At 61.2% G+C, this 13,361-nt stretch carries 13 protein-coding genes and 1 pseudogene; 13 read left to right on the top strand and 1 reads right to left on the bottom strand.

Annotated elements, in window-relative coordinates; genetic code table 11:
- On the top strand, positions 1 to 345 hold a 345-nt coding region (locus tag Q322_RS23780; protein ID WP_029479661.1), incomplete at its 5' end, for a transposase.
- A gap of 194 nt (positions 346 to 539) precedes the next feature.
- Here the strand turns inward: Q322_RS23780 and Q322_RS23775 are convergent.
- The gene (locus Q322_RS23775) at positions 540 to 767 is read right to left on the bottom strand and encodes a helix-turn-helix domain-containing protein (RefSeq protein ID WP_342667675.1); all 228 of its coding nucleotides are present in this window, start codon (positions 765 to 767) and stop codon (positions 540 to 542) included.
- A 226-nt stretch (positions 768 to 993) separates the two neighbouring features.
- On the opposite strand from Q322_RS23775, the gene Q322_RS0120380 reads away from it, so the two are divergent.
- The 12 genes and pseudogenes from Q322_RS0120380 to cas2 all read left to right on the top strand — a co-directional run bounded on the left by Q322_RS0120380 (position 994) and on the right by cas2 (position 13,186).
- A complete protein-coding gene (locus Q322_RS0120380) occupies positions 994 to 2,208 on the top strand; it encodes a Fic family protein (RefSeq protein ID WP_029479660.1) in 1,215 nt (404 codons plus the stop codon).
- 53 nt (positions 2,209 to 2,261) lie between these two features.
- Positions 2,262 to 2,627, top strand: coding sequence for an HD domain-containing protein (locus tag Q322_RS0120375; protein WP_034419469.1), 366 nt, complete (start codon positions 2,262 to 2,264; stop codon positions 2,625 to 2,627).
- Positions 2,628 to 2,642: 15 nt separating this feature from the next.
- A complete protein-coding gene (locus tag Q322_RS0120370; protein ID WP_029479658.1) occupies positions 2,643 to 4,244 on the top strand; it encodes a tetratricopeptide repeat protein in 1,602 nt (533 codons plus the stop codon).
- Between the two features lie 68 nt (positions 4,245 to 4,312).
- Positions 4,313 to 5,344 carry a helix-turn-helix transcriptional regulator gene (locus tag Q322_RS0120365; protein ID WP_029479657.1) on the top strand — a complete coding sequence of 344 codons (1,032 nt, stop codon included), beginning with the start codon at positions 4,313 to 4,315 and terminating at the stop codon, positions 5,342 to 5,344.
- Complete coding sequence (locus tag Q322_RS0120360; protein WP_051668825.1) at positions 5,341 to 7,689, top strand: CRISPR-associated endonuclease Cas3''; 2,349 nt, start codon at positions 5,341 to 5,343, stop codon at positions 7,687 to 7,689. Before Q322_RS0120365 ends, Q322_RS0120360 begins: the two co-directional genes overlap by 4 nt.
- A gap of 24 nt (positions 7,690 to 7,713) precedes the next feature.
- Positions 7,714 to 8,504 (top strand): annotated as a pseudogene (gene cas5c / locus Q322_RS21450) (type I-C CRISPR-associated protein Cas5c).
- Complete coding sequence (locus Q322_RS0120350; RefSeq protein WP_029479655.1) at positions 8,501 to 9,799, top strand: type I-C CRISPR-associated protein Cas8c/Csd1; 1,299 nt, start codon at positions 8,501 to 8,503, stop codon at positions 9,797 to 9,799. The pseudogene cas5c and the gene Q322_RS0120350 overlap by 4 nt, the downstream one beginning before the upstream one ends.
- 1 nt (position 9,800) lies before the next feature.
- The gene (locus Q322_RS24875) at positions 9,801 to 10,301 is read left to right on the top strand and encodes a type I-C CRISPR-associated protein Cas8c/Csd1 (protein ID WP_029479654.1); all 501 of its coding nucleotides are present in this window, start codon (positions 9,801 to 9,803) and stop codon (positions 10,299 to 10,301) included.
- Positions 10,294 to 11,190, top strand: coding sequence for a type I-C CRISPR-associated protein Cas7/Csd2 (gene cas7c, locus Q322_RS0120340; protein ID WP_029479653.1), 897 nt, complete (start codon positions 10,294 to 10,296; stop codon positions 11,188 to 11,190). The genes Q322_RS24875 and cas7c overlap by 8 nt, the downstream gene beginning before the upstream one ends.
- Before the next feature lie 66 nt (positions 11,191 to 11,256).
- The gene (gene cas4, locus Q322_RS0120335) at positions 11,257 to 11,868 is read left to right on the top strand and encodes a CRISPR-associated protein Cas4 (protein ID WP_029479652.1); all 612 of its coding nucleotides are present in this window, start codon (positions 11,257 to 11,259) and stop codon (positions 11,866 to 11,868) included.
- Positions 11,865 to 12,893 carry a type I-C CRISPR-associated endonuclease Cas1c gene (cas1c, locus tag Q322_RS0120330; protein WP_029479651.1) on the top strand — a complete coding sequence of 343 codons (1,029 nt, stop codon included), beginning with the start codon at positions 11,865 to 11,867 and terminating at the stop codon, positions 12,891 to 12,893. The genes cas4 and cas1c overlap by 4 nt, the downstream gene beginning before the upstream one ends.
- Positions 12,893 to 13,186, top strand: a complete 294-nt coding sequence (gene cas2 / locus Q322_RS0120325) for a CRISPR-associated endonuclease Cas2 (RefSeq protein ID WP_245593339.1) — start codon at positions 12,893 to 12,895, stop codon at positions 13,184 to 13,186. The genes cas1c and cas2 overlap by 1 nt, the downstream gene beginning before the upstream one ends.
- The last annotated feature ends 175 nt before the right edge of the window (positions 13,187 to 13,361 follow it).

The following is a 13,361-nucleotide window of genomic DNA, read 5'->3' as shown; positions in this document are numbered from 1 at the left end:
ATTCTGAAGGGGTACCGCAAGCGCTGGAAGATCGAATGCCTGTTCAGGGCGCTCAAAACGAAGGGCTTCCGGTTGGAAAACACCCACATGACGCTTCCCAATCATGTGACGCGGCTGCTCTGTTTATTGACCCTGGCGTATGTTTGGACCGTTCTGGTCGGCATCGACCAGGAGACGGCCCTTAAAAAACACGGACGGCGCGCATGGAGTGTCGTGACCCTGGGCCTCCGGTCGCTCGTCCGGGCGTATTCCCATCAGGTTGGGGCTTCGGTGGACGAACTGCCCCACCTCATTCGACTCTGGACGCCGCGCCAGACGACGGCTGTGGAAAGTGTCGGGTACTGAGGGCAAATTGGCCGCGCGACGCGTCCGTCGTGGCTCTAGCTTTGGCACGTTGGGCCTCGGTCTTGTTCTCCTCTGTTCCGACAATTCTCTTGCTCTCACCATTGGAGAGTTCCACAGTGGCACGCCACTGCCACCGCCCAGAAGGTAGTTCCCGTACACCGCCTTGACCATTGCCGCCCTTGGCAGCCTTCCGCTTAGGTTTCGCTGCCACCGTTCTCCTTTGCCGCATCTGGTTCAATATTGACTCTGAGGGCCAGTACTCCGAGAATCGCGGGCCAGTGGCTGTCCTGCCTGACCAGCGGCGTTCCTAGCGTGCGGCTCAGGATGGACGGCGTGGTTCCGATTTCTTTAGCCAGCTGGGCTTGAGTCATGCCCAGCGTTTTGAGCCGGGCCTGGATTATTGTCCTGGGATCACTCCGCACATGTGCAGTATAGGCTTATAAGCGGTTAATGCAAATATCCATAGACTTGCCAAGGGCCGTCTGCTAGCGGAGGCAGCCCAGGGTCTCCTTCAATCCCCAATCTTGAACTGGGAAGAATAAAGTTGCGCTCGCCCGGGTGAGTAACATTGCGGCGCGGCCAAGGCTAATCAAGTAACACTGTCCCGGCGCTTGGGCTACTTCGCGTGCCTTTGGTAACTTAAGGGCCATGCATCCCCAGGATTTCGGCCCCCGCTCTCCCGGACAGCTCATCACGCTGGACGCGGAGGGGCCAGCCTTTGCACCCCGCCCCCTGCCCCCTGAACTGGTGTGGAGCGGCGCGCTCGTGCGTCTGCTGGGTGAGGCTGAGCGGGCTTTGGGAGAATTGAGCGGCGTGGGCCGTCGCCTTCCCAATCCCTACCTGTTTACCCGCCCCTTCGTCAACCGAGAAGCTGTACTGTCCAGCAGGATTGAGGGTACCCAGGCGTCTTTGAGTGACCTCTACGCCCTGGAACTGGGCATGCCCACACTGTTCCCTGAAGCCGAAGTGCGTGAGGACGCCAGGGAGGTGCAGAACTACGTGCGGGCGCTGGAGCATGGTCTGGCCTCCGATCTGCCGGTCTCCACGCGGTTGCTCCGCGAAATGCACGCGGTCCTGATGTCTGGAGTGCGGGGACAGAACCGCGCACCTGGTGAGCTGCGCCGCTCTCAGAACTGGATCGGTCCCGCCGGAGCCAAGCGCCGAGAAGCCACTTTCGTTCCCGCACCACCCGGTCCACTTTTAATCGAGGCGTTGAGTGATCTAGAACGCTTCATCCACGCCCAGAATGATCTGCCACCCCTCGTGGAAATTGCCCTGGTGCACTATCAATTCGAGGCGTTGCATCCTTTTTTAGATGGGAATGGGCGCATAGGCCGCCTGCTGATCACACTGCTGCTGCTAGACCGGCAACTGTTGACCCAGCCGCTGCTGTACCTCTCTGCCTACTTCGAGCGCCACCGCAGCACGTACTACGATCACCTGCTGGCGATCAGCCAACGCGGCGAGTGGGAGGCGTGGCTGGCCTTTTTCCTGCGTGGCGTGGAGCATGAGGCCAGGGACGCGGCCCAGCGCGCCCAGCGCCTGCTTGATCTCCGCGAGGAATGGCGGACACGTTACCAGCAAGAGCGGGCCAGTTCTAACCTGCTGCGCGCCACAGACCGCTTGCTAGAACAGCCTTTTACCACCGCCACGCAGCTTCAGACCGAGTTGGGGGTGGTGAACCGCAGCGCCCAGCTCATCGTCGAACGTCTGCTGCGAGACGGCGTGCTGACCGAGATCACCGGCAAGCAACGCGGGCGGGTGTACCGGGCGCAGGGCGTGCTGGACATTCTGGAGATGGAGCAGGAACCGTTGACCGACAACCGCCAGAACAGGGCCATCCAGACCATCACCGAAAGCTAAAACTTCGGGTGGGCTGGATGCGAAGGAGCATGGGTACTGCTTGGCATCAGGCCATGACTGCATTCCCACTCACTGACCGATTTGTTCAGGCTCTCCATCTCGCGCATCAATGGCACAGCGGACAGTACCGCAAGGGCACCGCCGTTCCCTACGTGTCACATCTGCTGGGCGTGGCGTCCATAGCACTGGAGTTTGGCGCGTCTGAGGATGAGGCTATTGCGGCCCTCCTGCACGACGCTCTGAAACGCCCGTTTCCAGAGCAGGGGAGTGTAAATATGTCCAAGCTGCTGGTTTTAATTTTGGCGCTCGTGGTGGGCGGAGCAGTGGTGGCGCATCCAGTGTCCGTGGCAACCGAGACTAGATTCTCTAAGCAAGGGGAATTGCTGTGCGAGGAGCCGACCCGTCTAGGGGGTGGTTGATCGTACACTGGCCGGATGGGTCTTTCCCATGAGCTGATCACCCATGTCGAAGCGTTGCTGGCGTCCCAGGAGTGGACGGCAGCGGCGCTCCATGTCCGGCTCGGCGCACAGCAGGTGAGTTCCAGGGCGCAGGCACAAGTTTGGCGACGCTTGCTTGAGGGCGTGCCCGTGGAGGTGCAGCGTTCGGGAGACTGGCCGCATGCCAGGGCCTGGGTGGCGTACCGTACCAACGACCGGGCGCTGCTAGAAAGCGTTCTTATCCAGCAGCCCGATTGCTATCCAGCATTCGAGGCGTTTCTGGCGTCTATGGATGGCCGGTGGGCACAGGTGTTGGAGTGGTCAGCGAAGGCACTGGACAGCGACTCCCATTGTGATTCAGCGGACGCTGTGATTGCCCGGCGCTTCCAGGCCAGTGCCCTAGCTGAACTTGGCCTGCCCGATTGGAAAGCTGCCTTTGCTGAAGCCCGCCGCAGTCTTCAAGGGCGTGACCGTGGGGTGCTGGGACTTGATTTTGCCTATCACCTGATTCGTGCAGGGCAGGAAGGAGCGGCGCGTGATGTGCTGGCGCAAGCGGTTACCGATCTGCGTGGCGATACCTGTCTGCTGACGCTGGCCCTTTCTAATTTGGGAATCAGTTGCCTGAGATTAGGCGAATTGGCCGATGCGGAGCAAAGCCTGCGCCGGGCAGTGGCAGCAGGCGGACGGCCCGAAGGCCGAACCTACCTTGCAACGGCGTGGCGTGGCCTGGGAGGACTGTATCTGCGTCAGGGGCAGTTTGCCCGCGCAGCCTACGCTTTCGAGATGGCCCAGGCCAAAGCCGAGGCCGCAGATGACCGCACCCAAGCCATGCGCTCGTCTGCGTTGGTTGCCCGCTTGCAAGGCCGCTACAACGACGCACTGGCAGAGCTATATCAGGTGTTGCACCACGATCAAATCGCCGATGCACAGCCACATGCCGTCTACGCCGATCTGGCCGCAGTTCGGTTGCTGGCAGGCGACAGGGTAGGAGCGCGGACAGCTTTGAGGCTAGTGCCACCGGGCAGCGTGGAAGACCACTGGCGGGCGGGAGTGGTACAGGCTGAACTGCTGCGTCTGGAAGGGCAGGCGGATATCAGAGACGCACTTCAGGCTGTGGGGTTCCAGCCCGCGTGGGCGTGTCAGGAGGCATGGGTTTTTCCAGAGCTGTTTGCTCAGATCGGTGTCGTTGCGCCGCGTCCGATCTGGGAGGCCGAGGTCTCCGTCGATGGCCCGGTGCGGGTAGTTATGGGCGGGGTGGAAGCGCCGCTCAAGGCACACCGCCCCGCCGCGTCGCTGCTGGTTTTCCTGCTCATGGGCGGCGGACGGGTTTCGGTGGATCGGGCTGTGGACGCCTTGACCCTGCCGGGAGTTACCCCCCGAAGGCAACAGCAGGAACTGAGCCGGACTGTGCGCGAACTCTGGGAAGCGCTGGGTTGGCGGGATGCCGTTCGTATTGACGGTGGCCTGGTCTGCCTCTCCGACGAGGTGGTGTGGCGTCGATTGGTCTTCCCGCTGCCGGAGCGAACCGAGATGTTCTGTGAAGGCCGCTACGACCGCTGGATACTAGAATGGCGAGATGAGCATGGCAGACTCAATTAATGTGTGTTGACACAACGCTGTCATCCATTCGTGACAGGTCAGTGACAGCGAGACAGTAGCTTGACGTTATGCACGGTCAAGCCGCGCCCGAGGCCATCCCAAAAGCTGAGCGCTTATTCCGTCTGGCGACTCTGCTACGCGAAGGCCCTCGCTCAGTGCGTGAATTGGCGCTGGCGCTGTATCCCACGGCAAGCGTGGGGGGTGAAGGTTGGTCTGGTGTTGAGCGCTCCATTCAGCGTGATATTCATGATTTGCAACGTTTGGAAAGTGATTATCGGAAAATATCAGGGCGACCACCACGCCATGTTATTGAAACCCACCGGAGCACCCTGCATCCGGTGGAGATTCTGGCCTTGCATGCCGCTGCCCGACTGACCTATCACCGGGCAGTGGGCGAACGCATGCACCACCGCGCCGCACTCCAGAAACTTGGTCAATGGCTACCTGAACACTTGCATGGCGTGGTAAACCGCAGTCTTCAGGACGTGGGACGGCGCAACAATCGCGAGGATCTGAACCTTGAGAAAGTGGCCGCCGCCTGGCTGGGTGCCCATCCGTTGCGCTTTGAATACCGCAAGCCCGGCGGCAGCGGCCAATGGCGCACTAATATCATGGAAACGTACCTAATTGAGGCGCATCCACAGAATCTGGACCTGTATTTGATTGGCCTGGAAACCTCATTCCACAATGGCGTGCGAACATTCAAGCTCTCGCGTCTGCGCGCCTTGCAGGTCCTGAGCGATCAGACTTATACCATTCCTGACACCTTCGATCCACAGCAGTTCTTTCATGCGGCCTGGGGCGTAGTAGGAACGCAAGGCCGGGCCGCCGAGACCATTGCGCTCCGGTTCCGCGCCGATGCCGCGTACCGGATTCTGGAAGGTGGCTATGCCCAGATGAGCGAGCCGACCCGCCACGACGACGGCAGCATCACCGTCACCATTGACGCGCCAGTGGATTCCAGCGGCCTGCCGCGTGAGGCGCTGCCCTGGATTCTCAGTTTTGGCCCACGGGTCCAGGTGCTGTCGCCGCCGCATCTGCGCGAACACTGGCTCAGTGAGTTGCGGGCGGCTGTGGTGGGTGGGGAGGAGCAATTATGAAGATGCAGTTCATGGGCCACAGTCCGCCGAAAAACGGCACAAACTGGCAAACGTTGGCCGATCACGCACGGGGTGTCACTGACCTTGTTCGGCAACATGCCCGATTCTTCCAGGTTAGTCATGCCGATCTGGACGCGCATTGGCTGGGGCTGACCCATGATCTGGGCAAGTACCGCCTGGAGTTTCAGCATTATCGTCTGGGCTGGAATCCGGTCACGGCGCAGCCCCAGAGCTACCCGGAGAAACCTGCGCCGCACAGTGATGCGGGGGCGAAGGCCCTCTGTGTTCTGGTGAACACCCAGCGTCAGCTCGGCAGCGAATTGCCGTTCGTCGTTGCCAACCACCACGGCGGGCTGCGCGACGTGCCGCGTCTGCTGGGCCGCCTTTCCGATACTGCCCAGGAGGAAGTGGAAGAACTCTTCGCGCTGGCCTGCGAGGATATCCCCGAACTGGCGACGCTGCTGGAGACACCTCCAATAGATACCGGGCTGAAGGGCGCGGCCCGCACGCTCTATACCCGGATGCTATTGGGCGCACTGGTAGACGCTGATCGGCTGGACACCGAATCTCACGGCAGCCCGCACAACACCCAAGCGCGGGCTGCTGCCAGGGCCAGCCAGGGCAGCATGGCCCAACTTTTTGCTCGCCTGGAAACAGCCCAGGCAGAATACGCAGTGGCAGACGCCCGTAATCCCAAAGCGATCAACGCCCTGCGCCGCGAAATGTACCAGCAGGCCACCAGCAAAGCCGCCCTGCCTCCCGGTTTCTTCCGGCTGACCATGCCCACAGGTGGTGGCAAAACCCTGACCTCATTGGGGTTTGCTCTGAGCCACGCCGCGTACCACGGGGGCAGCGCTGAGCAGGCCGGGATGCGGCGCGTGATTTACGGTGTGCCGTTTACCACCATCATTGAGCAGACGGCCAGCGTTTTTCGGGAGGTTTTGGGCGAACAGAACGTGCTGGAGCATCACAGCAATCTGGAATTCAAGGCCCCGGCGCGTGGGCAGGAGATGCAAATGCCCGACCCCATACGCCTCGCCACCGAGAACTGGGACGCGCCCGTGATCGTCACGACCACCGTGCAACTGTTTCAGGAAACGCTGTTTGGCAACCGCACCGCCCAGCTTCGCAAGCTGCACAACGTCGCCGGAAGCGTCATCGTGCTGGACGAGGCTCAGAGCCTGCCCACCCACCGCCTCGCGCCGATTCTGGAAGCCTTGCGCGAACTGGTGGCCCGTTATCACGTCAGCGTGGTGTTTTGCACGGCCACCCAGCCCGCCCTGGACGACTTTCCCAGCCAGCAGTCTGCGCTTGAGCTAATAGATCATCCAGCGCATTACTTTCAGCAACTTCAGCGGGTGGACTACGACCTGGAGCGTGTGCGCGACCCAGCCACCTGGGACGCCCTCGCTGCCGAGCTGCTGGACGTCAGCAACGACCGGGCGCTGTGTATTGTTAATACCAAGAAGCACGCCCAGGAGCTGTACCGCTTGCTGGTGCGCCACAGACAGGCAGGCGACCCGCTCTGGGACGTATACCACCTATCTACCCACCTCTGCCCGCACCACCGCAGGCGAATCTTCCGGGTCATCAGTGACCGTTTGAAGAAGGGCAAGCGCTGCCGCGTGATTGCCACCAACCTGATTGAAGCGGGCGTGGACGTGGATTTTCCGCGTGTTTACCGCGCCCTGGGGCCGCTGGAAGCCATCGTGCAGGCGGCGGGACGCTGTAACCGCGAAGGCAAGCTGACAGATGCGCAAGGGAAGCTGATACGCGGCTGCGTCACCGTGTTCAGGCCCGAAGAACATAAATTGCCGCCCGGCGATTACCGGGTTCGTAGTGATCTGGCCGACCGATACCTGGCCGAAGATTCCGATTTGCATGCCCCCGACACCTTCACGCCGTATTTCCGTGAGCTGTATCAGGCGGTCTCCACCGATACGCCGATCAAGCTGGAAAGCGGTCACCGCGCCACCATCGCCCAGCTCCAGGATGAGATGGATTTTGAGGCCGTCGCCAGGGGCTTTGAGATGATTGAAGACACCACTGTGCCAGTGATCGTGCGTCAATACGCGCCGCAGGAGGTTAACCATCAGCTCAATATCATTCTGAATGATCCACGGGTCACGCAGGTTCGGGCCGCGTGGCGCAGGCTCCAGCCCTACACGGTACAGGTGCTGCGGCGCGACATCAAAACCTTTGATCTGCGCGTGGTTTCTGAGCTGTCTCAGAAAGCCGAGCGCTTCGGCACTGAGCCGCCGGAGGTCTACGAATGGCCGTTGAATAAGCGCTACGACCTGAAACTGGGGCTGGACACGGGAGGGATGGATGCACAGGTGTATTGAGCATGTTTGCGACATAACGCCTGAGTGGCTCAAAGGAGAATCCATGTGCTAAAGCTGAAAGTCTGGGGCGATTACGCCTGTTTTACCCGGCCTGAAAATAAAGTTGAACGTGTTTCTTATGATGTAATGACGCCCTCGGCGGCGCGGGGGTGCTGGAGGCGATTTTCTGGAAACCGGAATTTCAGTGGCAGGTGCGGGAAATCCATGTCTTGCGGCCTGTCAAGCGGCTGAGCATTCTGCGCAACGAGGTCAACACGCTTGCCAGCGCCACGGCTGCCCGCAAATGGGCCAAGGACGGCGGCGGCTTTAACGCCGACGAGGACCGTTCGCAGCGGCACGCGCTGGTGTTGCGGGACGTGGCCTACGTGATTCACGCCGATATTGTGCTGAAGCCGCACACCCAAGATCCACTGATCAAATACACCGAGATGTTTCAGCGCCGTGTGGACAAAGGGCAGGCATTTCACCAGCCTTACCTGGGGACGCGGGAATTCACGGCCTTCTTTGAACTCCCGACTTCAAACGACACCGCCTACAACGTTATTCAGCAACTCGGCGGTGAATATGCGGAGCGCGAAGGCGAGCTAAAGCTGGGACAGATGCTCTTTGACATGAAGTTCGACGAGGCCAAAAAAGGCCCACTCAAATACCGCGCCCACGGCGAGGCAGGGCCGCGCTGGGTGCAGGGTCATGCCACGCCGCACTTCTTTGCCGCCAGGCTCACCGACGGCGGCGTGCTGCGTGTTCCGCCGGAGCTGTACGCCCCTGTATTGGATGCCGCATCACTGGACGGTCCAGCGGGAGGAGGCGCATGATTCTCAGTCAGTTGGTGGCCTATGCCGACCGCCTGGAGCGCGACGGCAAGGCGCTGCCGTTCATGTACACGCCGCAAGTCATTCCGTGGCTGATTGACCTTGATCAGCGCGGCCAGTTACGCGGCCCGCCCCGGCGTACCAGCAGCGGTGCATTAAAGGGCAAAGACCCTGGCAAAACCTTCAACGCGCCGAACGTGGTGCGCGGCGTGGACATCAAGCCCAAGCTGCTGGCCGACAAAGCCGAATTCGTCTTCGGCCTCGGCGACGGCAACCCGGAACGTCTAGCTAAGCAGCGTCAAGCCTTCCTGAAACTGACCCAGGCATGTGCTGAGGCCAGCGGACGCGGCGACGTGCGGGCGGTGGCGACGTTTCTGGAGCAGCTTGACCCGGTGGCCTTCCACGCTGAGCATCTGGCCGACAAGCCCGATTACAAGAGCGCCGATCAATTCGCTTTCGTGGTGGACGGCCAACTGCTGATTGAACTGCCAGACGTTCAGCGCTACTGGGCCGAAATCTGCGCCCCCGCTGCTGAAGAGGCCGTGCAAGCACAGAGCCTGATCAGCGGAGAATTCGGGCCGACCATCAGTATTGAACCGGTCAAGATCAAGGGCATCTTCGGCGGGCAAATGGCCGGGATGAACTACATCAGCGCCAATGCCAGCGCTTTTGAGTCGTATGGTCTTAGAGGTTCCAGAATCGCCCCTGTCGGCTTTGACGAGGCCCGCAAATATGCCACCGCGCTCAATGTCCTGCTCTCAGACCGCAAGACCAGTCTCAGCGTGGGCGGAGTCAGCTACGCCTTCTGGACAAGTGAGGGTGATGTTCCACCCGTCGGGCCGCTGATACAGAATCCCGAAGTGCTGGGGGGGGAGGTCAAGCAGCGCCGTCTCCTCGGTGCCAAGCGCCAGCAACGGGCCGTGCAGTCTGACCCCGCCGAGTACCGCGACGCCCTGAACAGCATTTTTCGGCCACCGGGAGTGACGCTCAGCAGCGCCGCCGCTTTTTACAGCCTTGGTATGACGCCCAGCGGCAGCCGTATCGCCGTTCGGACGCACTTGCAAAGCACCGTCGCCGAAACCACCGCTCGCCTGGCCGCTTACTTTGCCAGTCAGGCGATGGCCCCCATGAGCGAGGAACACGACGGCAAGCTCTACGGCATTTATGAACTGATCGGGGCGATGTACCGCGATCCCAAGAAGGACAAAACCGAGGCCGATACCGAGGCGCTGATTCGTCACGCGCCCCCGCGCCGCCCTGACTCGCATGGCACTGCTCTCCCGCCCCAAGGAGTTTGAAATGGACAATCTGCAGCCCGATACCCTGGCCTACTTAGACGAAACCTATCCCAGCCCGGCCTACCACCTGGGCCGTTTGCTGGCTGTGTTGGACGATATTCAACACGCGGTGATGCGGGCCAACACCACGCTGGTTGACCGCTTTTACGGCTCAATGAGTACCACGCCCTACGCCGTGATGGGCCGCCTGATTCAGGGTTCGCAGGCGCACCTGCAAAAGCTTCGCAAGGAGAACCGTTACCGGCACGACGAGAAACAGGCCCTGCTTCAGAGCGTGATGACCCGTCTCTCGCCCACCGAATTGCCGCAGCGCCCGCTGAGCATTAAGGAACAGGCACTGTTCAGCCTCGGGTATTACCACCAGAAAGCAGCCCTGAGCGCCGAGATGCGCGAACGTCGGGATGCTGCCACTGCCCGCAAAGCCGCCCAGTCCGCCGCCGAACCCACCGACACCGATTCACCTCACACCGATGACCAGACAGGAGACGATACCCATGAGTGAAGCGCACCTGAACCCCGCCGTCCGCCACGACTTCGTGCTGCTCTTTGATGTCCAGAATGGCAACCCCAACGGGGACCCCGACGCGGGCAACCTGCCGCGCATTGACCCCGAGACAGGCTACGGCCTGGTCACGGACGTGGCCCTTAAGCGCAAGGTTCGCAACTATGTGGACGCCCTCAAAGGCCAGGAGGAGCGCTTCAAGATTTATGTGCAGCAGGGCGCGATTCTCAATGATCGCAACCATCGCGCCTACAAAGCATTGAACATCAAGCCGAAAGAAAACGTAGAAGCGCCTGGCGTTCGTGACTGGATGTGCGAAAACTTTTACGATATTCGTACATTTGGCGCAGTGATGAGTGTCAAGGAGGCCAATGCGGGTCAAGTCCGTGGCCCCGTACAGCTTACGTTTGCAAGAAGTGCCAGTCCTATTCTGGCTCTCGATATTGCTATTACGCGGGTCGCGCTGACCAAGGCAAGCGATAAAACCACCCGTGACGAAGACGGAGAAGGTGTTTCAGGCCACGGCACGATGGGCCGTAAAGCCTTCATCCCCTACGGCCTGTACGTCGCTTACGGCTTTTACGTGCCTACGTTCGCCGAGACAACCGGCTTTGACGGCGAAGACCTGCGGGTGCTGTGGCAGGCGCTGGAAAATATGTGGGACCTGGACCGCAGCGCCTCACGCGGCTTGACCGCCTGCCGGGGTTTGTACGTGTTTAGCCATGAGAGCAAGCTGGGCAACGCTCCGGCGCAGAAATTGCTGACGCCCATTCAGCCGGAGTTGTTGGACAGGGAAAGCCCACCCCGCGCCTTCAGTGATTACCGGGTGAACGGACTGGACGCCGCCCTACCGCAAGGCGTGACCCTGACGCGCCTCGTTGAGGGCTGAATTCGGAGCGCAGGCTGGACAGTGGCGCACCGCTCTGTCTGGCCTGCACCGCTTTCGGAGGCTCAAATGGACGATCCGGTGAATCTCTCGGCCTTACAGCATTACGCATTCTGTCCGCGTCAGGCAGCCATCAATTTGCTGGACGCCACCTTTGGCGAGAATGTCTTCGTGGCACGCGGTAATCAGGCCCACGAGCGCGTTCATGCGGGCGGCAACGACGAGCGAGAAGGGGTGCGGACGCTGCGTGCCTTGCCGCTCTACTCACTGAAACATGGCATTTCGGGCGTGGCCGATGTCGTGGAACTCCTGCCCGACGGTTCACCGCGCCCGGTGGAATACAAGTCCGGCAAGGCCAAGCCACGGCTGGCCGATGAGGTGCAGCTCTGCGCACAGGCGCTGTGTTTAGAAGAAATGTTCGGTGTCCAGATTCCGGGTGGTTTCATCTATCACGTTGCCAGCCGCAAACGGCGCGAGGTGGTTTTCACGTCGGAATTGCGCGGAGCTGTGCTGGCCGCCGTGGACGGCGTGCGCGAATTGTTGCAAACGCGCGTCCTGCCCGCGCCCGCCGCTGACGAACGCTGTCAGTTTTGCAGCCTCTACGACGAATGCGAGCCGTTTGCGCCGCGCGACTTTCCGCGTGGTTATGACCCCTTCAGCACTGCCATGGAGACACCGTGAGAACGCTCCTGAATACCCTGTATGTCCAGACTCAGGGCAGTTACTTGAGGCTGGAAAACGACAACGTGCGCGTGGACGTGGACGGCACGCGTGTCGCCATGCTGCCGCTGCACCACCTAGATGGTGTGGTGGTGTTTGGCAACGTGCTGCTCAGCCCCTTCCTGATCCAGCACCTGGGCCGCAACCACAAGCCCGTGACGTGGCTGACCGAGTGGGGCCGCTTCACCGCCCGCCTGGAAACACCAGTCAGTGGCAATGTGCTGTTGCGGGTGGCCCAGCACGCCTGCGCCTGCGACGAGCACCGCACCCTGGCGGTGTCGCGTTATGTGGCAGCAGGCAAACTGCAAAATCAGAAGACCGCCCTGCTGCGTTCGGCCCGCGAGGCGGACCCGGAAGATGCCCCGGCGCTGCGGCAGGCGGCCCAGGACATCAACGCGCAGATCGGCGGCCTGCCGTTAGCGGAAACCGTGGACGAGGTGCGCGGCATCGAGGGCAGCGCCGCACGCCGTTACTTTGAAGTCTTCAGCCTGATGTTGCGCGTCAACCGCGACTTTTTCTGGCTGGGTGAGCGCACCCGTCGCCCCGCGCGTGACCCGATCAACGCCACCCTGAATTACGTTTACACCCTGCTGGCCGGAGACTGTGCCAGCGCCTGCCAGAGCGTGGGTCTGGACCCACAGGTGGGCTTTTTACATGCCCTGCGCCCTGGGCGGGCTAGCCTAGCCCTAGACCTGATGGAAGAACTGCGCCCCGTCACGGCTGACCGCGCCGTGATCACCCTGATCAACCGCCAGCAATTGACCCCACGCGACTTCGTGTTGCATGAGGGCCGCACCGTGACTATCACCGAGGACGGGCGGCGCACCATCATCAAGCACCTGCAAGAGCGTAAGCAGGAGGAGGTCACGCATCCTCTGACCGCCCGCAAAACCCCGCTGGGCCTGATTCCACATGTTCAGGCCCGCCTGCTGGCACAGCATCTGCGCGGTGACCGCCCCCATTACCCGCCCTACCTGCACCGCTGATGATTGACCTGCTGATCTGCTACGACGTGTCTACTGAAACTCCCGCTGGGCGTAAACGCTTGCGCCGTGTCGCCAAAGTGTGTGTGGCTCACGGTCAGCGTGTTCAGAACAGCGTTTTTGAAGTGAGCGTCAGCGACGTGCAACTGCTGGCCTTGCGCGAAAAGTTGCTGTCCGAGATGGACGTGACCGAAGACAGCATTCGCATCTACCGCCTGCGCCAGCCGCGCGAGAAGTTTGTCGAGGCGTTCGGGCGTGACCAGTACCGTGATCTGAGTGCGCCCCTGATTCTTTAACTGTACTTTGATAACAGCGGCGCGAACCCCCCGTGACGTGCGAAAGGCGGGGGGTTCGCGTTGTCCCAGAACGACGCGTGGGACGTGATGCATGAAAATGGAATAGATTTGAAGCTCCATGAACTGGACAGGTTCTGTAGAGTTCGCGCATTATGGGTTTGGAACAGCGTCTGAC

This window comes from Deinococcus frigens DSM 12807, from assembly GCF_000701425.1.
Taxonomy (GTDB): domain Bacteria; phylum Deinococcota; class Deinococci; order Deinococcales; family Deinococcaceae; genus Deinococcus; species Deinococcus frigens.
The sequence above is the reverse complement of the archived record's forward strand: the minus strand, read 5'-3'. Positions and strand labels throughout refer to the sequence as shown.